Annotated in this window: 20 protein-coding genes and 1 pseudogene; 15 read left to right on the forward strand and 6 right to left on the reverse strand. The window is 72.8% G+C overall.

Features of this window, described 5'->3' with window-relative positions:
- The first annotated feature begins 178 nt into the window (after positions 1-178).
- From HUT10_RS50215 to HUT10_RS52380, 3 genes and pseudogenes are all read left to right on the forward strand, one after another.
- A complete protein-coding gene (locus HUT10_RS50215) occupies positions 179-2,071 on the forward strand; it encodes a hypothetical protein (protein WP_217709716.1) in 1,893 nt (630 codons plus the stop codon).
- 13 nt (positions 2,072-2,084) lie between these two features.
- Positions 2,085-3,092: a right-handed parallel beta-helix repeat-containing protein gene (locus HUT10_RS50220; RefSeq protein ID WP_217709717.1), complete on the forward strand. Its 1,008-nt coding sequence runs from the start codon at positions 2,085-2,087 to the stop codon at positions 3,090-3,092.
- Positions 3,093-3,381: 289 nt separating this feature from the next.
- Positions 3,382-3,504 (forward strand): annotated as a pseudogene (locus tag HUT10_RS52380) (acyl-CoA dehydrogenase family protein); the annotation flags it as partial.
- A gap of 42 nt (positions 3,505-3,546) precedes the next feature.
- Here the strand turns inward: HUT10_RS52380 and HUT10_RS47565 are convergent.
- Positions 3,547-4,062: a helix-turn-helix domain-containing protein gene (locus HUT10_RS47565; RefSeq protein WP_176177221.1), complete on the reverse strand. Its 516-nt coding sequence runs from the start codon at positions 4,060-4,062 to the stop codon at positions 3,547-3,549.
- 94 nt (positions 4,063-4,156) lie between these two features.
- Between HUT10_RS47565 and HUT10_RS47570 the strand changes: the two genes are divergently transcribed.
- A complete protein-coding gene (locus tag HUT10_RS47570; RefSeq protein WP_176177222.1) occupies positions 4,157-5,530 on the forward strand; it encodes an MFS transporter in 1,374 nt (457 codons plus the stop codon).
- A 52-nt stretch (positions 5,531-5,582) separates the two neighbouring features.
- On the opposite strand, the gene HUT10_RS47575 is transcribed toward HUT10_RS47570, so the two are convergent.
- Genes HUT10_RS47575 through HUT10_RS47585 form a run of 3 tightly spaced genes read right to left on the reverse strand, consistent with a single transcriptional unit; the run spans position 5,583 to position 7,853 of the window.
- Positions 5,583-6,182 carry a TetR/AcrR family transcriptional regulator gene (locus HUT10_RS47575; protein WP_176177223.1) on the reverse strand — a complete coding sequence of 200 codons (600 nt, stop codon included), beginning with the start codon at positions 6,180-6,182 and terminating at the stop codon, positions 5,583-5,585.
- Between the two features lie 46 nt (positions 6,183-6,228).
- The gene (locus tag HUT10_RS47580) at positions 6,229-7,080 is read right to left on the reverse strand and encodes a patatin-like phospholipase family protein (protein ID WP_176177224.1); all 852 of its coding nucleotides are present in this window, start codon (positions 7,078-7,080) and stop codon (positions 6,229-6,231) included.
- 5 nt (positions 7,081-7,085) lie between these two features.
- Positions 7,086-7,853 carry an SDR family oxidoreductase gene (locus HUT10_RS47585; RefSeq protein WP_176177225.1) on the reverse strand — a complete coding sequence of 256 codons (768 nt, stop codon included), beginning with the start codon at positions 7,851-7,853 and terminating at the stop codon, positions 7,086-7,088.
- Positions 7,854-8,945: 1,092 nt separating this feature from the next.
- Here HUT10_RS47585 and HUT10_RS47590 point away from each other — a divergent pair.
- Positions 8,946-10,667 carry a non-ribosomal peptide synthetase gene (locus HUT10_RS47590; protein ID WP_254897362.1) on the forward strand — a complete coding sequence of 574 codons (1,722 nt, stop codon included), beginning with the start codon at positions 8,946-8,948 and terminating at the stop codon, positions 10,665-10,667.
- 46 nt (positions 10,668-10,713) lie between these two features.
- Here HUT10_RS47590 and HUT10_RS47595 read toward each other — a convergent pair whose 3' ends face one another.
- A complete protein-coding gene (locus HUT10_RS47595) occupies positions 10,714-11,544 on the reverse strand; it encodes a class I SAM-dependent methyltransferase (RefSeq protein ID WP_254897363.1) in 831 nt (276 codons plus the stop codon).
- Between the two features lie 26 nt (positions 11,545-11,570).
- Positions 11,571-11,978 (reverse strand): RidA family protein, encoded by a 408-nt coding sequence (locus HUT10_RS47600; protein ID WP_176177226.1) that lies wholly within the window; start codon positions 11,976-11,978, stop codon positions 11,571-11,573.
- A gap of 234 nt (positions 11,979-12,212) precedes the next feature.
- Here HUT10_RS47600 and HUT10_RS47605 point away from each other — a divergent pair, with 234 nt between their 5' ends.
- The 10 genes from HUT10_RS47605 to HUT10_RS47650 are packed head-to-tail and all read left to right on the forward strand — an operon-like array spanning position 12,213 to position 25,884.
- A complete protein-coding gene (locus HUT10_RS47605) occupies positions 12,213-15,077 on the forward strand; it encodes a condensation domain-containing protein (protein ID WP_176177227.1) in 2,865 nt (954 codons plus the stop codon).
- Positions 15,074-15,397, forward strand: a complete 324-nt coding sequence (locus HUT10_RS47610; protein ID WP_176177228.1) for an acyl carrier protein — start codon at positions 15,074-15,076, stop codon at positions 15,395-15,397. Before HUT10_RS47605 ends, HUT10_RS47610 begins: the two co-directional genes overlap by 4 nt.
- Positions 15,394-18,774, forward strand: a complete 3,381-nt coding sequence (locus tag HUT10_RS47615) for a thioester reductase domain-containing protein (protein ID WP_176177229.1) — start codon at positions 15,394-15,396, stop codon at positions 18,772-18,774. The genes HUT10_RS47610 and HUT10_RS47615 overlap by 4 nt, the downstream gene beginning before the upstream one ends.
- Positions 18,771-19,610: a 3-hydroxyacyl-CoA dehydrogenase family protein gene (locus tag HUT10_RS47620; RefSeq protein WP_176177230.1), complete on the forward strand. Its 840-nt coding sequence runs from the start codon at positions 18,771-18,773 to the stop codon at positions 19,608-19,610. Before HUT10_RS47615 ends, HUT10_RS47620 begins: the two co-directional genes overlap by 4 nt.
- Before the next feature lie 13 nt (positions 19,611-19,623).
- Positions 19,624-19,902 carry an acyl carrier protein gene (locus HUT10_RS47625; protein WP_176177231.1) on the forward strand — a complete coding sequence of 93 codons (279 nt, stop codon included), beginning with the start codon at positions 19,624-19,626 and terminating at the stop codon, positions 19,900-19,902.
- The gene (locus HUT10_RS47630; RefSeq protein WP_176177232.1) at positions 19,895-21,004 is read left to right on the forward strand and encodes an acyl-CoA dehydrogenase family protein; all 1,110 of its coding nucleotides are present in this window, start codon (positions 19,895-19,897) and stop codon (positions 21,002-21,004) included. The genes HUT10_RS47625 and HUT10_RS47630 overlap by 8 nt, the downstream gene beginning before the upstream one ends.
- Positions 21,001-21,975, forward strand: coding sequence for a 3-oxoacyl-[acyl-carrier-protein] synthase III C-terminal domain-containing protein (locus tag HUT10_RS47635; RefSeq protein ID WP_176177233.1), 975 nt, complete (start codon positions 21,001-21,003; stop codon positions 21,973-21,975). The genes HUT10_RS47630 and HUT10_RS47635 overlap by 4 nt, the downstream gene beginning before the upstream one ends.
- Before the next feature lie 26 nt (positions 21,976-22,001).
- Positions 22,002-23,066, forward strand: a complete 1,065-nt coding sequence (locus tag HUT10_RS47640) for an HAD family hydrolase (protein WP_217709820.1) — start codon at positions 22,002-22,004, stop codon at positions 23,064-23,066.
- Entirely contained in the window at positions 23,063-24,622 is a 1,560-nt protein-coding gene (locus tag HUT10_RS47645; protein WP_176169284.1) for an amino acid adenylation domain-containing protein, read from the forward strand. The genes HUT10_RS47640 and HUT10_RS47645 overlap by 4 nt, the downstream gene beginning before the upstream one ends.
- Positions 24,619-25,884 (forward strand): MFS transporter, encoded by a 1,266-nt coding sequence (locus HUT10_RS47650; RefSeq protein ID WP_176177235.1) that lies wholly within the window; start codon positions 24,619-24,621, stop codon positions 25,882-25,884. Before HUT10_RS47645 ends, HUT10_RS47650 begins: the two co-directional genes overlap by 4 nt.
- Positions 25,885-25,903: the final 19 nt, after the last annotated feature.

Genomic DNA, 25,903 nt, shown 5'->3' on the forward strand with positions numbered 1-25,903 from the left:
GGAGTGACGGTGGCCTTCAGCCGCGTTACCCGCTTTCGGCCGATGTCAACGTCCTCCGGTTCGCCCGGCCGGCACGCGCCGGACAGGCGGCGTGCCGTGCCGCGCCGAGCCGGAGTCGAATCGATCTGCGCCCTCAATCTCGGAGGTTTCTTTGTCGCGCAACAAAAAAGGTGCGGCCTTGGCGGCCGTCGCCGCCGCGTGCGTCGCGGCGGTCGGTTCGGGCCCAGCCGCGGTCGCCGCGCCCGGCCCGGGTGCACTGACCACACTGGACACGTCGGCGGGCAACCGCGCGGCGCCGGTGCCGGGCCTGTACGACTGGAGCAAGGCCGGTTTCCGCGGCGGGCTGAACCTGCCCGGCGCCGACGCCGTGAACCCCAGCGCGAGCTGCCGGATCACCGCGGCCCAGCTCGCGAGCACCTACAAGGTCAAGCCCGACGACGGTGTCGACGACACGGCCGGCATCCAGGCCGCCATCGACAAGATCCGTGCGTCGTGCTCGCCGTCGGGCAGCTACACGAAGCTCAGCCTGATCACCTTCCCGGCCGGCACGCTGAACGTCACCCACGAGATCCACGTCGACGCGAACTACCTGATCCTGCGCGGCGCCGGAATGGACAAGACGAAGTTCGTCTACGCCCCGGACAAGAACACCGAGTACGACGTGCTCACGCCGGACGGCGACCAGTGGGACCAGAAGAACATGAACTACGGGGACGCGTCCGGCGGCTGGCTGTGGCCGGGCCGTGGCCTCTTCCGCGTGCAGTCGCGCGGCGTCGACCCGAGCTACGCCAATGACTACAAGTCCGCCCCGGCCAACCGGAAGGACATCTTCGAGGGCACGATCAACGTGCACTGGAAGGCCGGCGCGAAGCTGCGCGAGAAGCCCGGTGACAAGGGCTTCGCGGCGCGGACCGGTGACAAGACCGTCTACCTGGCCACCAGCGCGAAAACGACGAACATGAAGGTCGGCGGCTTCATCAACATCCGGGCGGCGAACTCGATCGACTTCTACAAGTCGATGAGCGCGTACCCCACGACGTGGCCGCTGGAGAACCTGCACATGCGCCAGCAGTGGTTCACCATCACCGCGATCGACACCACGAACCACACGGTGTCGATCGACAAGCCGCTCGAGTACGACGTCCCGGTCGACTCCACTTCGGACGGTTCGCCCGCGATCGACGGCAGCGTCTACGCGTCGAAGGCGTCGCCGATCGTCGATCCGGTGGTCGGGGTCGGCTTCGAGGACTTCACGTTCGGCCAGGTGGCCCCGCCGGGCATCACCGAGGCGCAGGCCAAGGACAATTACGGCAACCTGGCGCCGTCGCTGGCCATGCAGGGCATCGTGTTCAAGTGGGCGGCGAACTCCTGGGTGCGCAACACGCACGCGACGATGACCGGCTCACACCCGATCGTCACCGAGGAGGCCAAGAACCTCCAGATCGTGAACAACGAGCTGGACGGCTCGTGGAACAAGGGCAAGGGCGGCAACGGCTACTTCCGCGGCTCCCGGGTCTGGGACTCGCTCTACGCTGGCAACACCACCCGCGACCTGCGGCACTTCACCTTCCAGTGGTCGGCGTCGGGCAACGTCGTGATCGGCAACGACATCGACTCCGACTTCAACATCCACGGCGGCTACGAGCGCAACAACCTGTTCGAGAACAACACGAACAAGGTCTCCTACGCCCACCGGTCGGGCAACTGCACCGCGCACTGCGGCGGCGAGGGCGGCGACGGGCCCGACGAATCGACGTGGTTCCCGATCTACTGGTCGACCGGGCAGAAGGCGGTCAAGTGGTCCGGATCTTCCCGTCCCCGCAACGTCTTCTTCAACAACACCATGACCAAGCAGGTCACCGCCGACGCCGCGTACACGCCGTACTACGCCGACCGCGCGAAGATCTACCAGTTCGGCTGGGACGGCTCCAGGTTCCACCACCTGGACGTCGGCGGTACACCGATCACGGACTGGGCCCACAACGAACAACGCGACTACACCCACGGCCACGGCGTCGACGACACGAAGACCAGCACCGCCAAATCCCTGTTCCTGAAGAACATCGGCTGAAAGGGGTCACCCGATGATCAAGCTACTCGCGGCGTTGTCCCTGGCCGGGCAGCTCGTGCACCCCGCGGCGACGACGATCAGCGTCGCCACCGCCACCCAGCTCTCCGCAGCGCTGTCCGCGGCGAAGCCGGGCGACACGATCGTGCTGGCCGACGGCGACTACAGCGGCGCGTTCGTGGCGACCAAGCCCGGCACCGCGTCCGCGCCGATCACCCTGACCGGCAGCGCCAAGGCCGTCCTGCACGACCCGCTGTTCAACCCCGGCGACACCGACTGCCCGTCCGGCCAGACCGGCTACGGGCTGTGGCTGCAGGGCGCGAGCTACTGGAACCTCAAGGGCTTCACGGTCAAGGACTCGAAGAAAGGCATCGTGCTCGACGGCGCCCAGCACGTCACCATCGACGGCGTCACCGTGCACGACGTCGGCGCCGAGGCCGTGCACTTCCGCAAGAGCAGCGCCTACGGCACCATCAAGAACTCCACCATCACCAACACCGGCAAGGAACAACCCGGCTACGGCGAGGGCGTCTACCTCGGCTCGGCCAACAGCAACTGGGAATGCTACGGCGCCAACGGCGGCCAGTCGCCCGACGGCGGCAACTACATCCAGGTGCTCGACAACAAAATCGGCCCCGGCGTCGCCGCCGAGGCCATCGACATCAAGGAAGGCACCCACGACGGCCTGATCTCCGGCAACACCCTCGACGGCACGGGCGAGAAGAACCAGAACTCGGCCGACTCCACCATCGACGTCAAGGGCGACAACTACACCATCACCGGCAACAAGATCAGCAACGGCTACCTCGACGGGATCCAGACCCACAACGTGTGGGAGAAAACCGGCTGTGGCAACACGTTCACCAAGAACACCTTCGTGGTGACCAACAAGTCGGGCTGGGGCATCAACTCGACGAACCAGAGCGACTGCGTGTCCCAGAACAAGCCGAACGTGATCGGCGCATCGAACACCGCCACCGGCGGCAAGGGGGTGTCCAAGACCCCCGTCACCCCCGGTACCTGACCGGCCGAGACGACGGCGCCACCTGCGGGAACCCGACGCAGGCGGCGCCGTGCCAGCCGGTCCGTGGACGGTGAACCGGCACGACGCCGGGTCCGGGTATGCGGCGCTTCGCTCGGCTCGCGAGCCAGACCCTCGAAGTGCGGGGGCCAGTAGTGCCGCTGGTGGAGGCCGAACGCTCTGCTGCGCCGGCTGACGACTGACCGGGTGAGGTCGCCGGCCTGCAGGCCGGCCTCAACGGAGCCGGCCGGAAGGCCGCCGGCCTCCACCGAAGTTCGACAACGACTCCTGGCTGGACAAGGACCGCAAGCACGAGTATCCGTGGGACTTCGTCAAGACGTTCGCCGCCGGCGGGTGGCTGGGAGCGATGATCCCGGAGGAGTACGGCGGAATCGGCCTGGGCCTCAAGGAAGCGGCCGCGATTTTAGCCGGTGGCTCCCCGGGAGCGTGCAAGGGTTCAGTGGATGGGCTGCAGAAGGGGACGCGGCTGGGAGAGGATCGCGCTGACCTGGCTGTGTTCCGGGGGTGGCGGCAATCCCGGGCCCGGCGTCATCACCGTCTCGGCGGGCGTCACCGGGTCGCCGCATCGCTGGCAGGTCCCCGACTGCGCGACTTCGCCGTCGCATCCCGCGTGGACGAACACGCGGCGGCGTCCGGCTGGCGCGTAGTGTTGGTCGCCCCAGGCGACCAAGGCGCGGATGACGGGCCAGAGCTCTCGTCCCTTTGCCGTCAGCGTGTACTCGCTTCGCTTGCCTGGTCCCGGCACGCGCTCCAGCACGCCTTCGCCGATGAGGAACTCGAGCCGTTCGGTCAGGACCGCGCGCGGGATGCCGAGGTGCTCGACGAAATCGCTGAAGCGGCGGACGCCGAAGAAGGCGTCGCGGACGATCAGCAGTGTCCAGCGCTCGCCGACGATCTCCAGTGCGCGGACCATCGAACAGGCTTGGTTCGTGTACTCGCGGGGCAGCGCCATGCGTCCAGTCTGCCACAGAAAAGTTCGTTCATCGAACCAAACTTGCTAGTCTTCGCGAGAAAGAGTTCGGTGACCGAACAAAGTAGGTGTTCGCATGGCCAGCCGTCCCGGAGCCGTCCTCGTCGCGTCCGGCGGCGCCACGCTGCTCGCGCTCTTCGTCTTCACCGCGCCCCTGTCGATCGTCCCGGCGGTGGCGGGCGGCCTCGGCGCCGGCGCGGTCGCGACCTCGTGGATCCTCAGCTCGATGAGCCTCGGGCTGGCCGTCGCGCTGCTGCCGGCCGGCGCGATCGGCGACGACTTCGGACGGCGGCGCGTCTTCGTCGCCGGCGCCGTCGTGACGGCCGCCGGATCGGTGCTGTGCGCGGTCGCGCCGGGACCGCTGACGTTCATCGGCGGCCGCGTCGTCGAAGGCCTCGGCTCTGCCGCGCTGATCGCGTGCGGGCTCGCTGTGCTCGGTCCGGCGTTCCCGGACGCGGCCGGCCGTGCCCGCGCGACCGGCCTGTGGGGTGCCTGCCTGGGCGCGGGCATCGCGACCGGCCCGCTGGCCGGCGCGGCACTCGACCACCACTGGCGCGTGCTCTACGTCGTGATCGCGGGCCTGGCGCTCGGCGTCGCCGCACTCGGCCGGGTCCTGCTGGCGGAGTCGGAGTCGGACCGCGTCCGGACGGTAGACCTACCGGGCGCGCTGCTGCTCGGCGGCGGTCTCGCGGCGCTGCTGGCCGCGCTCACCGAAGGCAGGCAGAGTTGGACGAGCCCCCTGGAGCTGGCTCTGATCGCGGCGGCGGTCGTGCTGCTCACAGCGTTCTTCACCCACCAGAACCGCTCCGGCGGCGGCATGCTCGACCTGACGCTCTTCCGCCGCCCGGCCCTGGTGTCGGCGACGACGGGCGCGTTCGTGGCGGGCGCCGGGGTCACCGCGCTGATGGCGTTCCTCTGCACCATGCTCGAAAACGGCCTGGCGCTGAGCCCGTTCACCTCGGCCCTGGTGGTGCTCGCCTGGTCGGCGACGAGCGTGGTCTCGGCGGTGCTGACGCGCCGCCTCCCCGCGGCGTTTTCCGGCGGTGCGCGACTGAGCGCCGGCCTGGTCGTGGTGGCGGCGGGCCTGGTGCCGCTGGCGTTCGCCACCCCCGCCGTGGCGCCGGCGTCCCTGCTGCCGGGCCTGGTGGTGGCCGGGGTCGGGACGGGCGTGGTGAACGCGTCCTTGGGGCGCGAGGCGGTGGCGAGCGTGCCGCCGGACCGGACTGGGATGGGCAGCGGCATCAACAACACGAGCCGCTACGTCGGCGCGGCGCTCGGCGTCACGGTGGTCAGCGTGCTGGCCGTCCACCCGTCCCCGGCCGGCTTGACCGCGGGGTGGAACACCGCGGTCGGGGTGGGCATCGCGGTGTCGCTGGTCGGGGCGGCGGCGATCGCGGCGCTGACGGTCCGGGCGAAGCGCGTCACGGCAACGGCGGCGCCGACTGCCTGAGTCCGGGCACTGCGTCAGCCGTCTCAATCAGCACGCTGAGGCGGCGGTTCCGTCATCGTCCGGCGCGACGCGAGCGAGGCGCCCGTGTCGCGAAGTCGGCCAGTGTCATCTTGACCGCGTCGTAGGGGGCGGGGCTGCGGCGAGCCCGCGAGGTGATCATCGCCCCTTCCACCCCGGCGATCACGGCGTCGGCGAGAGCGCGAGCCGCCGCCTGCTCGACGCCGAAGGTCATGAAGTGGAACGCGAGCCGGTCGATCATCTCCGAGAATGCTCGCCGGCCGGTTTCGCCGAGGTCCGCCGACTCCTGCGTCGCGCCTTCGGTCACGAGGGGCGCGATCGCGCAGCCCCGGGAGTAGCCGCTCGCCGCCATGCCGTCGCGGCCGAGGTCTACGTAGCGTTCAACCAGTTCGGCCGCCGAGGCGGCCTGCTCCGCCGCGCGGTCGATGATGTCGACCTGCTCCCGCGCGTGGGCCTCGACCGCCTCCGCCGCCAGTTGCGTTTTGCCGTCGGGGAAGTGGAAGTACACCGAGCCGCGGGGCGTCCCGCTGAGCTTGAGCACGTCGGAGAACGCCGTCGCGTGGTAGCCCCGCTCTCGCATGAGCTGCTTGGCCGCTTGGACCATCTTCACCTTGGCGTCCGAGCGCGCACCCACGGCGACCTACCTTCTTTATGTATGACGTCTTGCATATCTTAGCAACTCAGGCGTTCCACCACACGGCCAGCTCCGCCGCGACCGCACGCGCTCGCTGCGCGCCGGCCGCTTCGGCGACTTTCACGAACCGGGGGTTCATCAGGTCCGCGATCGTCTCGTAGAACGGCTCGGCGGTGATCACCGTGACGCGGTAACCGTGCTCGACGAGGACGGCCTCCTCGCGGGCGAGGCCGTCGTTCGGCAGGGGAGCCAGCACGAGTACCCGGCCACGAGCGGCCGAGCCGACGTCGCGAACCAAGTCGGCGTTGGTGCCGGACCGAACCGCGCCGTCGACCCAGACCGAATCGGCAAGTGTCACCGGGGGCGCGGCGCCGGGCGCCGCGGTGGAGCACGCCACGGCGGCCGCGAGCGGGACGCCGTCGGCCGCCGACCAGGCCTTGGCCGCCCCGGTGCCGGCGTTCACCGACGTCACCCTGAGCCGATCCGGCCACGGACCTTCGGGCAGCGTCGCGCGCCACAACCCTTCGGCCTGGTCCACGGAGATCGGCGGGATGGCGGCGATCGCCGCCTGACCGATACCCCGGGCGGATTCGGCGTCATGGGTGGACCCGGCGACGACCCGGCGCAGAAGATCCCGGTCGCCGTAGCCGGATTCGGTGTTGCGCGCATGCCATCCGGCCCGATCGAGCATCCGCTGGGGCAAGGTCGGGAGGCCGCCGGGCCGCATCGTGAGCCAGGCGCCGGCCACCGACCCGGCCGAGGTGCCCAGCACCACGTCGGACTCGGCCGCAGGCAGTCCGCCGGAGACAAGTTCGTGTAGCAAGGCGGACGTCCATGCGACACCGGCGGGGCCGCCGCCACCCAGCACGAGCGCGGTCATCGACCGCGGGGCGGTCATCGGTTCTACCAATCGAGTTCGGCCGGCAGGAACGGCACTGCCTCGGGGGCTTCCTTGCGGGCCTTCAGGAGCTGCTCGGCCGGCGCGCCGACGGGCACGCGCAGTGGGGGATCGGCGTGCTCGATCGTGTCGGCCACCGCGGTGGCGACTTCTTCCGGCGCGATGACCTCGCCGCGCAGGACACCGAGCTGACCGAGCAGGGGGAGGTAGGGGTCGTCATCGCCGAAGAACGACTTGGCTCCGGCGGCGCCGTCCGTGGCCACCGCCCCGGGCTGGACGATGCTCACCCGCACGCCGAAGTGGCCGACCTCCAATGCCAGTCCTTCGGCGATGGCCTCCAGCGCCCATTTGCTGGCTCCGTAGGGGGCGATGATCGGCAGCACGACCCGGCCCTGGACGCTGGAGACGAACACCAGCCGCCCCGCGCCCCGTTCCCGCATCTGCGGCAACACTCCTTGCGCCACCCGCAGCGCGCCCAGAGTGTTGAGCTGGAAGAGGTTCTCGATCTCGGCGAGCGGGACGCTTTCGAGCGGGGCGCGCACGGTCGCGCCGGCGTTGCTGACCAGGACGTCGATGTCACCGGCGTCCCGGATAGCCCGGTCGACACTGTCCTGGTCGGTCACGTCGAGCCGTAGCCGCTGGTCGACGGGCAGATCGACCAGCATTTCCGGCCGCCGGGCAGTGGCGACCACCCGGTGGCCCCTGGCCGCCAGCTCGACGGCGATGGCGCGGCCGATGCCCTTGGACGCGCCGGTGATGAGCACGGATGACATGGCGAATCTCCTTGTGGGTGACTTGGCCGAGGGCTGAGGAGCCGCCCGCGGTCCTGAGTGGGCACGAGCTCTCAGCGGCGTCTCAGGTCCTACGGCAAACCCATACTATGTCGTACGACATACTTGTCAAACGCGCATGGCGCTGCCCGCCGGTGCCAAGTGGCCCAGGCGTGAGGGCCAGGATCAGAGTGATGGCCAGGAGTCGATGCGGAACGCCCTGCCGGCGATGGTGATGCCGGCACCGCGGGCGCCGGGGAAGTGAGCGCCGAACACGGGTGCGGCGTTGTCCGCCGCCCAGGTCGGCGGCCGGCACGTCGGCGTGCCGGGCGGACTACTCGCTGCTTCCGTACAAACACCACGCGATCGCAGGGGTGTGGGCAAGTTGGTCGAGGAGGCCGCCGATCGCTCGCGCTGCGGGCCGGCACCGCGGGCGGCGACGTCGCCACGGTCGTGGCGGTGATGACCACGGCGACCCCGCAGGTCCTCGCCGAAGTCCGCGCCGCCCTCGGCGGCGAGCGGCCGGTGTTCTGACGTGGGTGGCACTGAGTGTCGTCCAGGCGGTGCGGTGCTGCTGTTCGCCGGGCTGGTGCCGGCGGTCTCGGCTGTCTTCCTGATCGGCGGGCCGCTGTGACCTCCGGCCGATCTTCGGGGCGAGGTGTAGCGGCTACCGACACCCACCGCCCGGGCGATACCGTGGTGGCAATGCCTCCTCGGCCTTCACCGCGGTCCGGACCACGAAATTTCCCTCCAACGCAACAACTTCAGTTCGTCCAATGTGGACCAGAGCACTTCGTGACCGCGCGTGCGTGACATTGCCGTGACACGTCACCTGATTGGCGGGTTGGCATCCCTTCGGTGCTCGGTATGGTTTTTACCGACTGACATCGGAGTGGACCGGCGGTGCCGGGGAACTTCTGGGGGCTCGCTCGGGGGAACAGCAGGCAGGGTGTCTTCCGCACTTCGCCGTCGGCGCAGGGTCGCGCCCGCGGTCTGCCGCTCGGCGCTGAGCTTGGGCGGCGCGCCTGCACGTCGATTCCCTTTCACCGCAGCGGCTTTCGGAGCTGATCCGTTCCCCGGGTGGGAGGAGCGACAGTGGACCAAGCCGGAACGGTACCGGCGCTCGTCGGGCAGTGGGTGAGCCGCACGCCGGAGGCCGAAGCGGTCGCCGACGCGCGCACCGGCGCGAGTCTGACCTACGCCGAGCTGTGGCGGCGTTCCGGCCGGTTCGCCGGCGAGCTCGCGGCCGCCGGCGTGGGCCGCGGCGACGTCGTCGGCGTCACCGCGCCGCGGTCCCCGGAGTTCGTGGTGGCCGTGCTCGGCATCCTCCGGGCCGGTGCCGCCTACCTGCCGGTCGACCCCCAGGCGCCGCCCGGCCGGGTCGCGACGATCCTCGGGGACGCCGGCGTGCGTGTCGTGGCCGGGCCGCCCGCCGCCGGCCGGCCGTCGCTGCCGGTCCCGGACACCGGTGGCGGCCCGGAGGCGCCGGAGATCGTGCTGACCGGGGAAGACGTCGCCTACGTCTGTTCCACGTCCGGGTCCACCGGCACGCCGAAGGGGGTGCTGGTCCCTCACCGGGCGGTCCGCCGGCTCGCGACCGGGGCGCGGTTCTGCACCCTCGGCCCCGGGGACCGCGTCGCCAACACGGCCAACCCGGCCTTCGACGCCACCACGTTCGAGCTGTGGAACGCCCTCGGCAACGGCGCCACCGTGGTCGTCCTGCCGACCGTGGCCGAGCTGCCGCCACCGGAGTGGGCCCGGCTGGCGCGGGCCGACCGGGTGTCCGCGGCCTTCCTGACCACGTCGTTGTTCCACGCGGTGGCGCGGGAACACCCCGCCGCCTTCGGGTTCCTGGACACGCTCGTGGTCGGCGGCGAACAGCTCGACCTCGGCGCGGTGCGCGCGGTGCTCGCCCACGGCGCGCCCGGCCGGCTGGTCAACGGCTACGGGCCGACCGAGACGACGACCTTCGCCACCTTCTTCGACTGCACGCCGGATTCCCTGGCCGGGCTGGAGCGCATCCCGATCGGGTTCGCGCTGCAGGAAACCACCCTCGCGGTCGTCGGCGAAGACGGCGAGCCGGTCGCACCGGGCGAGACCGGCGAGCTGCTCGTCGGCGGCGCGGGGGTCGCGCTCGGCTACCTCGGGCGGCCCGACCTGACGGCGCAACGGTTCGTGCCCGACGAGACCGGCGCCCCGCGCTACCGCACCGGCGACCTGGTGCGCGCGCTGCCCGGCGGTGCCCTGGAGCTGGTCGGGCGGCGCGATCGCCAGGTGAAGCTGCGCGGGTACCGGATCGAGCTGGAAGAGATCGAAAAGGTCACCGCGGCCGTCGACGGGGTGGCCGCGGCGTTCGTGGAGAAGGTCGGCGACGGCCCCTCCGCGTGGCTGGCCGGGTTCGTGCTGCCGGCGGCCGGTGGCGGACCCGGCCCGGCGGAGCTGTCGGCCGCGCTCGGCCGGGTGCTCCCGGCCTACATGGTGCCCGCCCGCTGGGTCGTGCTCGACGAGGTTCCGCTGGGCCCCACCGGGAAAGCCGACCGCGCGGCCCTGCTCGCGTCACTGGACCGGCCGGCCGGGGAGCCGGTCGCGGAGCCGGCGGGTGACGTGCTGGAGCGGGCGTGGCGCGAGGTGCTGGGGGTGAGCGGGACCCCGGCCGACGCGAACTTCCTCGACCTGGGCGGCAATTCCATCCTGGCCATGCAGGTGGCGTCCCGGGTGCGCCGCGGCCTCGGGATCGTGCTGGAACCGGCCGACGTGCTGCTGGCGGAGTCGTTCGGCGAGCTCGCCACGCGGGTTCGCGAGCTGCACCGGCCCTGAACGGCCCCGCTCCGGTCGCCGTGGTCCGGCGGCCGGAGCGGGGTGATCACGACCGGACGGCGTCCCGGTGGGCTTCGGCGGCCGCGCGCAGCTCCGGCGAATAGCGCACCCGGCCGCCCGGGCCGCCGTAGCGGCGCTTCCGCGTACCACCGGTCCGCCGGATCATCGTCAGGCTGTTCTGGGTCAGCTTCTGCGATTCGAGGAGGTTGACGACTTCCAGCTCGCCCGGATTCGTGCGGGCGAACTCGCTGATGTACCGGACAATGGCCTCACCCTCCGGATAAGTCAGCAGATAATGCATCAACACCATTCCGCCGTCCGGGTTGATCTGTTCCCAGAAATTGTCGAAGAAGTACAAACACTCCCAGGCGTCGACCCACGCGAAGTCGATCGGCGCGAAACCGGCGGGCAGCCGCTGCGCGCAGTCGCGGATATCGGCGTTGACGACCGTCACCAGGTCGTCCAGCCCCAGCTCCCGGAGTACCCCGAGCACCCGTTCGGCCGAGGACTCGGGGATCGACAGGTCGTCGACGGCGACCAGGGACGGCCGGTACGGCCGGAGGTGGAACTCCGGGGTGACCAGTGCCGGTGCGGCATTGAGCCAGGTGTCGTCGAGTTCGTCGTGCTCGGCGAGGTGGCGGCTGGTCTTCTCGGCCAGCGCCGCCGACTCGGCGGCCACCTGGTCCCGCACGTCGGCCAGCGCCGCGGCCAGGAACGGAGTCGTGTACCCCATGCCGACCTCCAGCACCCGGCTCGGCCGGTGCAGGCAGACGAGGTCGGCCAGCAGCCGGGCGATGACCTCGGTGCCCATCTCCGGCACCCGCAGGCGTTCGGCGGCGGCATGGAACTCGGCAGTGACAAAGCGGTTGAGCTGCACTTTTCCCCCTGGTGCGTGGCCGCGGGTCAGCGGTGCCGGACGACCGCGGTGACCTCGATCTCGATCAGTGCCTCGGGCCGGAACAGGGCGGCCACGGCGACGGTGGTGCTGGTCGGCAGGTCGCCGGTGAAGTACCGCGCGCGCACCTGCGCGTAGGCCGCCCGGTCGGCCATGTCGGTGAGGTAGGTCCGGATGTTGACGACGTCGGCGAACCCGGCGCCGTGCGCCTTCAGGATGGCTCCGATGACCTCCAGAGTCCGTTCGGCCTGCACCGCGATGTCGCCCTCGCCGACGATCGCGGCGTTGTCGTCGTCGAGGGCGAGCTGGCCGGAGAGGATCAGGAGCGCGCCGTCGCCGAAGTCCAGCCGGGCCACCTGGGAGTAGGGGCCGGCGGGGGCGGGTGCGGTCGCCGGGTTGCTGAGCTCGGTGCGCATGTCGGTCCTTTGTTCACCGGCCGGGAATTCCGATTAATCGGCGGGGCCCCGGCCATTTCGATCACGTCCGCGTGGCACAATACCCGATCGGACTCGGGAGTGGACTGATGATCGCGGAAGTATCGACGCGTGGACGGTGATCCAGATCACATAATGATCTACGAAAACGTTGCCTATGGTGGTTGGCAGGGGGTGTGAAAGTTGCGCGAAATTCGCGAACAAGGTCGAATTCCGGTGTCCTCGCCCATTGCTTCGCCCGATCGGCCGCACAGCGGTTCCGGCCCCGGGGCGGCGCCGCTGTCGGCGGCCCAGCGCCGCCTGTGGCTGGTGGACCAGGCCGCCCCCGGCGCGGCGACCTACAACGTCCCGGTCTTCCTGCGGTGGCACGGCCGGGTGGACGTGCCCGCCCTGCGGGCCGCGCTCACCGAGGTCGTCCGGCGGCACGAAGTGCTGCGCACCCGGTACCTCTTGCGGGACGGCGATCCCGTCCAGCAGGTGGTCCCGGCGGCCCCGGTCGACGTCGAGGTCGTCGCGACCGAAGACGCCCGTGAAAGCGCTTCACACCGCGTGGCGCTGCCGTTCGACCTCGCCGCCGGGCCGGTCCTGCGCGCCACCGTCTTCCACGGCGCCGAGGACGCGGTGTTGCTGGTGCTGCACCACATCGCCTTCGACGGCTGGTCGCTCGGCCGCCTCGGCGCCGACCTCGCGCTGGCCTACGACGCCGCCGTGCACGGCCGGCCGGTGCGGCTGCCCCTCCTCGGCGAGCAGTACGCCGGCTTCGCGCGGCGGGACGCCGCGGAAGCCGGGTCGGCCGAAACCGCGGACCGGATCGGGCGACGGCTGGCCGAACTGGCCGGGGTGCCTGCCGGGCTGACCCTCGCCGGGGCGCTGCCGCGCGGACCCGGCCGCCGGGTCGTGCGCGACGGTGCCGAGCAGGCCGCCGTCCTATCCGAGCCGCTCTGGCAGTCGGTGGCGGACTACGCGCGGGCCCACCGGTCGACGCCGTTCGTGGTGCTGTTCGCGGCGTTCCAGCTGCTGCTGCGGCTGCGTTCGGCGCGCACGGAGTTCCTGGCCGCCGCGATCACCGCCAACCGGAGTTCGGTCGAGGTCGAGGACCTGGTGGGGTTCTTCGTCAACACGGTTCCGCTGCGGTGCTCGGTGCCGGACGGCGCCGACTTCACCGAGCTGTGCCACCGGGTGCGCGGCGAGGCCTACCGGGCGCTGACCCACCAGCGCATCCCGTTCGACCGGCTCACCGCGGCCGCCCGGACCGAGCTCGTCGACGTCGCCTTCGCGCTGCAGAACTTCCCCCGGCCGCCCGCGGACGTCCCGGTCCGCTGGGACCAGCCGGAGATCCTGCCGACCGGCACGGCCAAGTTCGACCTCCTGCTCACCGTCGAGCCGCGCGGCGACGGGGCCCGGGTGACCCTGGAGCACGACACCGGCCGGTACCCCGCCGACGTCGCCGCCGCGTTGCTGGAGTCCTATGTGGACATCCTGGCTCTGGTTCTCGCCGACCCGGCAGCGGACCTCTCGCGGTTCGCCGCGGAGCCGGCCGCCGAAGAGCCCGTCCGGGCGGAGGAGCCCGGCACCACTGCGTTGTCCGGCACGCAGCACCGTGCCGCGGAGCTGTTCGTCGCCGCGCTCGGCGAGCTGGGGGCCGAGGTGGGCGAGCTCGGGCCGCGGGCGGACTTCTTCGCCCTCGGCGGGCATTCGCTGCTGGTGGTGCGCATGCTCCGCCGGATCGAGGACGAGACCGGGGTGGCCCTGTCCGCCCGCCGGTTCCTGGCCGACCCGACGGTGGCCGGGCTGGCCGCCCTGCTCGCCGAACCGGCGCCCGCCGCGGCGGCCCCGGTCCCGGCCGACTCGGGGCCGGAGCGGCCGGCGACCGCGGCGCAGCAGCGGTTCTGGTCACTGGACCGGCTCCCGTGGCTGCGGCAGGCCTACGTCGTCCCCGCCGTCGTCGAGCTGCCCGCGGGCACCGACCCGGACCGGCTGCGGGACGTCACCGCCGCGGTGCTGGCCCACCACGGTGCGTTCCGCTCGGTCTTCCGGCTGGACCGCAAGCGCCGCCGGGTCGTGGTCCGGACCGGCGACGCGGAACCGCCGGTGACCGTGACCGACGCGCGGGCGTGGGACGCCGATCGGCTGGCGGCCCACCTCGCCGAGGCCTGCTGGGCGGGGTTCGACCTCGCCGCGGGACCGCTCGCCCGGGCCGAGGCCGTGTGCCACCGCGACGGTGTCTCGCTGGTGGTCGTGGCCCACCACATCGTCTGCGACGGGCCGTCGATGGACCTGGTGCTGCGGCAGATCGACGCACTGGGCCGCGGCGAGCCGCTCGCCCCGGCCGTCTCGCCTTCCCCCGCCGAGGAAGACGGCGCCGACCGGGACACCGAGGCCGTCATCGCCCGGCTGACCGGGGCACCGGTGGACGTCGCGCTGCCCCACGACCGGCCCCGGCCGCCCGAGCAGAGCACCGAAGCGCTCGTGGTCCGGGCGTCGCTCGGCCCCGAGCGGGCCGCCGCCCTGCGCGCCACCGCGACCGCCGCCGGCTGCACGCCGTTCATGCTCGGTGCGGCCCTGCTCGGCGTCGCCCTCGCCCGCGCGAGCGCCCAGCGCGACTTTCTCTTCGCCTTCCCGTGGTCGACCCGGTCGGCGCGGGACGCCGGCACCGTCGGGATGTTCGTCGACACCCTGCTGCTGCGCGTCGACCTGCGGGACGACCCGTCCTGGACCGCACTGCTGGGCCGCGTCCGCGCGGCGAGCCAGGCCGCGTTCGGCACGTCGCTGGCGCGTTTCGACGCCGTCGCGGCCGCACTGGACCCCGGGCGCGACACCAGCAGGCCGCCGGTGACCCCGGTGTACCTGACCGTGCGCGACACGCCGCCACCCGGCCGGCTGCGGCCACTGAAACCCTTGCACATCAAGTACGAGCTCGAGCTCACCGTCGTCGACGACGGGGAGGAGCTGGCCTTCGAGCTCGCGGGCCTGACCGCCCTGTTCGACCGCGGCACCGCGGAAACCCTGCTCGCCGCGATAGTCACCGCCGCCGAGGACCTCAGCACCGGTCCGTCGGCCCGGCCACTGGAGGAGATGTGACGACCAGCGAAGGAACCGGCACCGAACTGGAGGAGCGGGTCCGCGCGGTGTGGGCGGAGATCCTGGACCTCGCCGACCCGGCGGCGCTGCCGCTCGACCGCAACTTCCTCGACGCGGGTGGCTCGTCGTTGCTGCTCGTGATGCTCTGGGAGGACCTGCGCGAGCTGACCGACCGGCAGCTGCGGGTGTCGGACCTGTTCCGGCACTCGACGATCCGCGCCCAGGCGGCGTTCCTCGCCGGCGCCGAAGACCGGGTCGCCGCCCCGGCGGGACCGGCCGCGCGGGGCGCTCTGCTCGGCCGGGCCGGTGGGCGGGCATGAGCAACAGCAGCCCTTCGGAGGGGCCGGGTGGCGGAGCCGCCGTCCCGGCGCAGAGCGCCGGCAACAGCACAGATATTGCCGTCATCGGCGTCGGGTGCCGGTTCCCGGATGCCTGGACGCCCGCGCAGTACTGGCGCAACATCGAGCGCGGTGTCGTGTCGATGCGGGAGCTGAGCGACGAGCAGCTGCGGGCGGCCGGGCACTCGGAGGAGGCCCTCGACGCGCCCGGGTTCGTCCGGGTCGGCGCGTCGCTGCCGGGCGTGGCCGACTTCGCCGCGGAGTTCTTCGGTTACAAAGCCCGCGAAGTCGACGCCATCGACCCGCAGCAGCGGATCTTCCTCGAAGCCTGCTGGGAGGCCCTGGAGTCGGCCGGGCACCCGCCGCGCCCGGACGGTCCGGTCACCGGGGTCTTCGCCAGCAGCGCGGCCGGCAACTACTCGGCCGCGGTGTTCGCGGCGCGCGTGCGCGACGAAGGCCTCGCCGCGGCGGTCGGCGACCTGGACCTGACCCTCGGCGGCCAGGCGGACTTCATGACCTCCCGGGCCGCCTACAAGCTGGGCCTGCGCGGTCCTTCGGTGAGCGTGCAGACCGGGTGTTCGTCGTCGCTGACGGCGGTGCACTACGGGACGCTCAGCCTGCTGTCCGGCGAGAGCGACCTGGTGCTCGCGGGCGGGGCGACGGTGCTCGACCCGCTGCTCGGCTACCAGCCGGCGCCCGGCGGGTGGGTGTCCGAAGACGGGTACGTGCGGTCGTTCGACGCGAAGTCGAGCGGAACGACGTACGGCTCGGGCGTCGGCGTCGTCGTGCTGCGGCGGCTGGCCGACGCGCTCGCCGACGGCGATCCCGTGCTGGCCGTGCTGCGCGGCACGGCGGTCGGCAACGACGGCGGCGACCGGCTCGGGTACGTCGCTCCCAACCTGGACGGTGTCGCGGACGTCGTGGCGGCCGCCTTGCGCGTCTCCGGCGTCCCGGCCGGGCTCGTCCGCTACGTCGAGGCGCACGGCACCGGCACCCCGCTGGGGGACCACGTCGAGCTGCTGGCGCTGGCCAAGGCGTTCCGGCTGAGCACCACCGAAACCGGCTACTGCGGGCTCGGCTCGGTGATGGCGAACATCGGGCACCTGGGCCCGGCGGCGGGCATCGCCGGCTTCATCAAGGCCGTGCACGTCGCCCGCACCGGCGTCCTGCCCCCGCACCCGGCGTTCGATTCCCCGCGCGACCCGGCCGAGCTGGCCGCGAGCCCGTTCCACGTGCCGACCGAGCGGGTCGTCGACCCGGCCGCCGACCGGCACGTCCTGGTGAACTCGATGGGCGTGGGCGGGACCAACGCGGTCGCGGTGCTCGGCGCGCCGCCGGCGCCGTCGCGTCCGCCGGCCGAAGCGGGCGACACGGTCCGGCTGGTGCTGTCCGCGCGGACCCGGGCCGAGCTGGACGCGCTGTCGCGGCAGCTCGCCGACGAGCTCGACGCGCCGGACGCCCCGGTCGGCGACATCGCGCACACGCTGCGGGTCGGCCGGGCCGCGTTCGGCGAACGGCGGGTCGTGACGGCCCCGCCCGGCCGGCTCGCCGCGGCGCTGCGGCTGCCCCGGCCCCCGCTGGCCGCCACCGCGCGCCCGGTGCCGCGCCGCGCGGTCGTCGTCGGGACGCAGCCGCCCGCCGGCCTGCTCGCCGCCCTCCCGCCGGACACCACCGTGTCCACTGTGGACCCCGGCGAGGCGGACGGGATCCACCGGATCTTCGCCGACGGGCCGGGCGAGCTCGACGAGCTGCTGGCCACGGCGTGGCTCAACGGCGTCGACGTCGACTGGGCAGCCGCCGCGGGCGGGACCGGCCGCCGGGTCCCGCTGCCGACCTACCCCTTCCAGCGCAAGCGGTTCTGGCCGCTGGACCGGCTGGACGTGTTCGCGCCCGCCCGCCCGGCGGCCGAGCAGCCGGCGGCGACCGGGTCCCTGGAAGACGACATCGCCGCCCTGTGGGGTGAGCTGTTCGACCGCGAGACCGTCGGCGTCGACGAGGAGTTCGGCGCGCTGGGCGGGACTTCGCTGCTGTCGGTGCAGATGGCGCTGCGGCTGCAGCAGCGCCACGGGGTGCTGGTCAACGTCCACCGCGCGGGCGGCAGCCGGGCCACCGTGCGGCGGCTGGCGGGGATCGTGCGCGCGCAGCTGGCGGACGGCACCACTGAGCAGTCCGAAGTGGACGATCACGGCCCGCTGGTCGACGCCGACCTGAAGCTGCCGCTCGTGCCGATGTCGCGGCGGCGGGCCCCGGGCCGGGACGTCCTGCTCACCGGCGCCACCGGCTACCTCGGCGCGTTCCTGCTGCACGAGCTGCTGAAGACGACGCAGGGCCGGGTGTACTGCCTGGTACGGGCCGCGGATCCGGCGGAGGCAGCCGCCCGGTTGCGGGAGGCGGCCGCCGCGGTGGCGCTGCCGGCACCCGATCCGGACCGTGCCGTCGCCGTGCCCGCGGACCTGCGTACCTTCGGCGGGACCGCGGACTCGCTGGCCGGGGGCGTACTGGCGGACCGGATCGGGCACGTCGTGCACTGCGCGGCCCGGGTGGTGTTCACCGAGCCGTACCGGGTGCTGCGCGAGGACAACGTCCTGCCGCTGGTGGATCTGCTCAACTGGGTGCGCCGCCACGGCATCCGCGACTTCAGCCTGGTCTCGACGCTGGCCGCGACCGCACCGGCGAGCGGGACCGACGGCACCCGGCTGGAGACGCGGCGCCAGCCGCTGCACCCCGACCTCGGCGGCTACGGGATCAGCAAGTGGGTCGGCGAGCGGCTGCTGGAGCGGGCCGAAGAGGACGGCATCCGGGCGCGGGTGTTCCGGCCGGGCCTGATCATGGCGGCCGGCGGCACGGGCGCGTGCAACGCCCGGGACCTGGTGTGGCTGATGCTCGCCAGCGGCCTGGCCACCGGCACCCACCCGCTCGACGACCGCGCCGAGCCGGTCGCCCCCGTCGACGTCATCGCGCGGGCGATCGCCGAGCTGGCGCTGAGCCCGGCGTCGGCGGGCCGGGTCTACCACCTCGCCGACGAGCGCTCGATCGGCACCCGGGACCTGTTCGGCCTGCTGGCCGGCACCGGGCTGGAGACCGACCCGATGCCGTTGCCGGACTGGCGGGCGATGGTGGCCAAGGAGGCGCTCGCCCGCGACAGCCGCGTGCTGTCGGCGGTCGCGCTGTACGAGCTCGAGGGCCACGAGCTGGCCGAGGACGCGGTCCAGGTCCGCGCCTGGCAGCCCTGGCTGCGCCGCCGAGGTCTCAGCTCGGCGATCGACGGCGCACAGCTGCGCCGCGGTCTGGAATTCCTGGCCGCGCACGACGAAGCGTTCGGTGAGTTGCTGCCCGAACTGGCGAAGGAGGGCAAGTGAGCGGGGAACGGCTGGCGGTGCTCGGTGCCGGGGTCATGGGTACCGCGATCACGACGCTGGCGGCGGGGCACGGCCTGCCGGTGACCGTCGTCGACGTCGACCCCGCGCGGCTTGCCGCGGTCGAGGCCGATGTGCGGGGGCAGCTGCGGCTGGCGCAGCTGATGGGGAAGCTGCCCGGTGATGTCACGGCCGGGGAGATCACGCCCGCGGACAACGTCGCCGCCGTCGCGGAGGCCGATGTGGTGATCGAGTCGATCACCGAACGGCCCGAGCTGAAGGCGAAGGTGCTCGCCGAGGTCTCGGCCGTCGTGCGGCCGGGGGCGCTGCTGGTGTCCAACACCTCGGCCATCCCGATCGACGAGCTCGCCGGCTCGGTCACCCATCCCGGGCGACTCGTCGGCATCCACTTCATGAACCCGCCCTACCTGATCCACGCGGTCGAGCTGATCCGCGGGCCGCGCAGCACCGATGCGGCGATGGCCGCCGCGGCCGCTCTGCTGGACCGGCTCGGCCGGGCCCCCGTCGTCGTCGGTGACGGTCCGGGCTTCGTGATCAACCGGATCCTGCAGCGGACGATCAACGAGGCGGCGCGGATCGTCGAGGAGGGCATCGCGAGCCCGGAGGCGGTGGACGCGGCGTTCACCGGCTGCCTCGGGCACACGACCGGGCCGCTGGCCACCGCCGACCTGATCGGGCTCGACAACGTCGTCGACTCGCTGCGCGTGCTGCACGAACGCACCGGCGACGCGGGCTACGAACCGTGCGCGCTGCTGCTGCGCAAGGTCGCCGACGGCGACTTCGGCCGCAAGACCGGCCAGGGCTTCCACCGACACTGACCCGAGGAGAGCTGTGAGCACAACGACCAACCAGGAACCGGTCACCGCGGACGCGGTCCGGGCGGATCTGCTGACCTTCCTGGAGCAGCGCACGAAACAGGCCGTCGACCCGGACCTCGACCTGTTCGCCTCCGGGCTCGTCTCCTCGATGTTCGCGATGGAGCTGGTGGTGCACCTGGAGAGCGCGTTCGGCCTGACGATCGGCGGCCCCGACCTCAAGCTGGACCACTTCCGCACCGTGACCGCGATGACCGCGCTGGTGCTGCGGCTGCGGGAGACCGCCGATGGCTGAGCTGCACACCGAAGCGGCGGCTCTCGCCACCGAGCTCGCCGCGGACGCCGCCGCGGGCTGGGACCTCGCCGGGGAACTGCCCCGGCCGGTGCTGCGCGAGCTCGGCATCAAGGGCGTCCTGTGCGCGCAGGTGCCGTCGGACCACGGCGGCCTCGGACTGTCCAGTGTGGACAACGGGAAACTGACCGCGCACGTGGGGACGTTGTGCGGTTCGCTGCGCAGCGTGCTGACGTCGCAGGGCATGGCCGCATGGGCGGTGCAGCGGCTGGGCACCGCCCGCCAGCGCGCCGCCCACCTGACCGCGCTCACCGGGGGTTCGCTCGCAGGCGTGGCGTTCAGCGAGCCCGGTGCCGGCAGCGACCTCGCCGCGATGGCGACGACGCTGACCGTCGAGGGCGACGAGGTCGTCGTCGACGGCGCGAAGGTGTGGGTCACCGTCGGGGCCTACGCCGACCTGCTGGTGGTGATCGGGAAGCTGGACGGCCAGGCCGGGTGCGTGGTCGTGCCCGCCGACGCGCCGGGGGTCCGCGTGACGCGGGTGCCCGACCCGCTCGGGTGCCGCGCCGCCGGGCACGCCGACGTCCGGTTCGACCGGGTCCGGCTGCCCGCCGACGCGCTGCTCGGCGGCACGGCCCTCCCGCTCGGCATGCTCGTGACGACCGTGCTCACCTACGGCCGGATCTCCGTCGCGTGGGGCTGCGCCGGCATCCTCCGCACCTGCCTGGCCGAGGCCGCCCGGCACGTCTCGGCGCGGCGGCAGGGCGGGGTGGCGCTGAGCGAGCACCAGCTCGTGCGCCGGCACCTGGCCGGCCTGTACGTCGCCGAACGGTCCGCGACGCTGGCGTGTGCCCGGGCCAGCCGGTGCTGGGACGAGGGCGACCCGGATCTGGGCGGGGCCGCCGTGCTGGCCAAGCACCTCGCCGCGACCGGGGCGGCCGCGGGCGCGGCCACCGCCGTGCAGCTGCTGGCCTCGGCCGGCGCCCGGGACGGTCACCCGGTCGCGCGCGCGTACCGGGACGCGAAGCTGATGGAAATCATCGAGGGCAGCAACGAGATCAGCGAACTCGTGCTGGCCGAAGAAGCCCTGCGGACGTGGGCATGACGGGAGCGGACGTGATCGGGATCGGCACCGTCCACTGTGTCCTGCCCGAGGACTTCACCGAGGTGCCCGCCCTGCCCGAACTGGACTCCCTGCCGTCCGAAGAGGCCGAGTTCGCCACGGCCAGCGGGATTTCCCGGGTCGGCGTCTTCCCCGAGGCCGACACGGCGGAGTACGCGACGCGGGCGTGCCAGGAGCTGCTCAAGGAAGCACCCGGCGAACCCGACGTGCTCGTCATGGTCGGCCCGCGGGCGCCGGACGTCCTGCTGGGCTCGGACGTCGGCCGGGTCCAGGCCGGCTGCGGGCTGGAGAAGACGTTCTCCTTCACCGTCGACGGCCTCGGGTGCGCGGGCTCGAGCGTGGCGTGGGCGCTGGCCCGGGACCTGCTGCTCGCGGACCCGGCGAAGCAGAGCGTCCTGATCACGCACGCGAGCCGCCCGGCCGGCGCCGACCGCGTCCGCTATCCGGTCACCGTGATCGGGGACGGCGCCTACGCCATGACGGTGGTCCGCGGCGGCCGGCCGGAGCTGGTGGCGCACCGGCAGGAGACCGACGGCAGCTTCCACGACCTGTTCCGCGTCGACTACAAGCAGGCGCCGTGGTACGAGTGGCGCGAAGAGTGCCAGTCGCCCGACCGCTACCGGTTCGAGCTCGCCATGCACAGCAGGCTGCGGTTGAGCCGGCTGGTCGACGAGGTGCTCGCGGAGGCGGGACTGGGCAAGGACGGTGTCGCCGCCACGCTGATGCAGAACGTGACCGCGAGCGCCTTCGACTTCTACGAAACCCTGCTGGGCCTGCCGATCCACCCGGTGTGCGCGCGGAACCTGGCCGGGTACGGGCACGTCGGGGCGATGGACGTGGTGCTCAACCTCGACGCGCTGCTCGGCTCGGGCGAGGTCTCGGCGGGGGAACACGTGCTGGTGTTGAACAACAGCCCGGTGGCCGCGTGGGCGGTGTCGCTGTGGCGGGTCTGAGCGGGAAGGGAACAGCCGTGACTACGGTGAAGTGCCTGGTCTGGGACCTCGACAACACGTTGTGGCGGGGCACCCTGCTGGAAGACGCCGAGGTGGGCGTGGCCGAGGAGGTCCGCGCGGTGGTGCGCGAGCTGGACGCGCGGGGCATCCTGCAGTCGGTGGCCAGCCGCAACGACCACGACCACGCCTGGCAGCGGCTGGAGGCGGTCGGCCTGGCCGAGTACTTCGTGCTGCCGAAGATCGGCTGGGGCCGCAAGTCCGATTCGGTGCGCGAAATCGCCGACGAGCTGAAGTTCGCGCTCGGCACCATCGCCTTCGTCGACGACCAGCCCGCCGAACGGGCGGAGGTCGCCCACCACCTGCCCGAGGTGCGCTGCTACGACGCCACGGACGTCCTGGAGCTGCTCGGACGGCCGGAGTTCAGCCCGGCCACCGTCACGGTCGACGCGCGGCGGCGCCGCACGATGTACCAGGCCTCGTTCCGCCGCGACGCCGCTCGCGACCGCTTCGACGGGCCCGACGAGGACTTCCTGCGCTCCCTCGAGCTGGAGCTCGGGATCCGGCGGGCGGGGGAGGAGGAGCTCTCCCGCGTCGAGGAGCTGACCCTGCGCACCAGCCAGATGAACGCCACCGGCGTGCACTACCCGGACGCCGTGCTGCGCGACCTGCTCTCCGACGAGCGGCACGAGGTCCTGGTGACCACGCTGACCGATCGGTTCGGGCCGCACGGCGCGGTCGGGGTGCTGCTGGTGGCGAAGGACGCCGAAGCGTGGCACCTCAAGCTGCTCGCGACCTCCTGCCGGGTGGTCTCGTTCGGCGTCGGCGCGATCGTGCTCGGCTGGCTCGCCGACCAGGCCGCGCGGGCCGGGGCGCACCTGGTCGCCGACTTCCGGCCGACCGCGCGCAACCGGATGATGGAGATCGCCTACCGGTTCGCCGGTTACACCGAAGCCCCATGCGGTTGCCAGGCCGGCCTGGCGCCGGCCGAAGAGGGCGTCCAGCGGCTGCACCTCGTCCCGCGGCGCACGGATCCGCCGTCGACGATGAAGGTCACCGCGCCTTCGCTGACCGGTGTGGCGGTGACGGCGTGACGCTCTACGAGATCTTCGCCGGCACCGCCGCCCGCACACCCGACGCCGTGGCGGTCGAAATCGGTGCGACCACGCTGACCTACGCGCAGCTGCACCGCTGTGCGCTCGGGCTGGCCGGGCGGATGGTGGCCGAGCACGGCGGTCCGCCGGCCCGGGTGGCGCTGCTGGCCGCGCACACCGTGACGACGTTCGCCGGCTACCTCGCCGCGCAACGGCTGGGCGCCGCGGTACTGCCGCTGAACCCGGCCTACCCGGTGCGGCGCAACCGGACGGTCTGCGACCTGGCGCGTCCGGACGTGCTGATCGCCGACGAGTCGGGCGCCCCGCAGCTGGCCGGCCTCGCGGACGCGGTGCCGACCGTGCTGGCCCCCGCCGACACCGAGGTGCTCGCCGGGGCCGGGGAACCGCCGCTGCCCCCGCACCCGGCCGACGACGACGCCGTCGCCTACCTGCTGTTCACCTCCGGCTCCACCGGGCGGCCGAAGGGCGTGCCGATCCGCCACCGCAACGTGGTGCCCTACGTCCGGCACAACGTCGAGCGGTTCGCCGTGGGCCCGGGCTGCCGGATGTCGCACACCTTCGACCTGACCTTCGACCCGTCGGTGTACGACCTGTTCGTCACCTGGGCGGGTGGCGCGACGCTGGTCGTGCCGGGCAAGGCGGAGCTGCTCAGCCCGGTCGACTACCTGGTGGACCGGGGGATCACGCACTGGTTCTCGGTGCCGTCGGTGGTCTCGGTCGGCGACGAGCTCGGCACCCTGCCCAAGGGGCGCGCGACCGGCGTGCGGCACAGCGTGTTCATCGGCGAGCCGCTCACCTACGACCAGGCCGAGAGCTGGCAGGCCGTGGCGCCGGACGCGGTGATCACCAACGTGTACGGCCCGACCGAGCTGACCGTGGCCTGCACCGAGTTCCGGCTCGGCCTCGACCCGCTGAGCTGGCCGCCGACGTCGAACGACACGGTGCCGATCGGCCCGGTCTACGGCTTCCTCGACCACGTGGTGCTCGGCGACGACGGGCGGCCCGCCGAGGAGGGCGAGCTGTGCGTCCGGGGGCCGCAGCGGTTCGACGGCTACCTCGACCCCGCCGACGACGCCGGCCGCTTCCTGGCCCACGGCCCGGACGGCACGACGCCCTACGAAGGCGGCGGCCTGACCCCCGAGCACTACTACCGCACCGGGGACCGCGTCCGGTTCGAGGAGGGCGGGCTGGTGCACCTGGGCCGGCTCGACAACCAGGTGAAGGTGCGCGGCTACCGGGTCGAGCTGGGCGAGATCGAGGCCGCCCTCCGCCGCCACGAGCGGATCGGCCAGGCCGTGGTGCTCGCCCGACCGGTCGCCGGCGAGACCGTGCTCGTCGGGTTCTACACCGGCGACGAGCAGCCGTCCGGGGAGCTGCGGCGCTGGTTGCGCAAGCACGTCCCGCTGCACATGGTGCCGCGGCGCCTGGTGCACCTGGCCGCGCTGCCGCTCAACGCCAACGGCAAGATCGACCGCCCGGCGCTGCGCGAGCAGCCCGCGTTCACCGGTGTCGAGCTCGAGCCGAGCGGCCGGTGACGGCCGGGACCCGGCTGCGCGCCGCGCTGGCCGAGCTCGTGCCGCCCGCGGGCGTCGTGCGCGTGATCAGCGTCAGCAACCTGGCCAAGACGACCGCGCACGGCATCATCATGTCCGTCAGCGTCCTGTACTTCACCGGGTCGCTGGGCCTCGCCGCCGCGCAGGTCGGGCTGGCTCTCACCATCGGCGCGCTGGCCGGGATGGTGGTGGCGGTGCCCGCCGGGCACGCGGCCGACCTGCTCGGCCCGCGCAACGCCACGGTCATCGCCCTGTGCGCCCTCGGCGTCACCGCGTGCGGCTACGCGTTCGTCGGCAGCTTCGCCTGGCTCACGGTGACCGCCTGCCTGGTGCTGATGGGCGAATCCGCGACCGACGCCTCGCGCGGCACGCTGGTGGCGGCCGTGGTCCCGCCCGAAGACCGCGTGCGCGCGTGGTCGTACTTCCGCTCCATCGCGAACATCGGCGTCTCCGCGGGCGCGGTGCTCGGCGGGGTCGGTCTCTACCTCGACTCCCGCACCGGGTACGTCGTGCTGCTCCTGCTCGCCGGGGTGCTGTTCGCCGTCGCCGGGCTCTGCTACCTGCGGGTGCCGAGCGTCGAGCCGGTGGCCCAGCCGGCAGGCGGGCCGCGCCTGCGGGTGCTGCGCGACCGGCCGTACGCGGTGTTCGCGCTGATCAACGCCGTGCTGATCATGAACGGCCCGCTGCTGACGGTCGCGCTGCCGCTGTGGATCGCCCGCCGCACGGCGGCGCCGTCGTCGCTGTTCTCCGCGCTGCTGGTGCTCAACACCGTGTGCGTCGTGCTGCTGCAGGTCCGGGTCTCCAAGGGGGCGGAGAAGCCGGACGGCGGCGCGAAGTCGTTGCGGCGTGCGGGTTTCGTCCTCGCCGTCACCTGCGGGCTGTACGCCTTCGCGGCCGGGTTGCCGGTCTGGGCCGCGGTGGTGGTGCTCGTTTCCGGCGCGCTGGCGCACGTGCTGGGGGAGATGCTGCACAGCGCCGGTGCCTGGTCGCTGGCCTACGGCCTGGCGCCCGACCACGCCCAAGGCCAGTACCAGGGCCTGTTCGGCATGTCGACCCAGCTGGGGTCGACCGTGGCGCCGTTCGCGGTGACCGTGCTGATCATCGGCGGCGGCGCACCGGGCTGGCTGGTCTTCGGTGCGGTGATGCTGCTCGCCGGGCTGGCCGCGCCCGCCGTCGTCCGCTGGGCCGGCGCCACCGCCGCGGACCGGGCCGCGGTGGCGGCCGCCCCGGCAACCGACAACTGACCGCTCTGGAGGGGATTCC

It is taken from the genome of Amycolatopsis sp. Hca4 (assembly GCF_013364075.1).
GTDB lineage: Bacteria > Actinomycetota > Actinomycetes > Mycobacteriales > Pseudonocardiaceae > Amycolatopsis.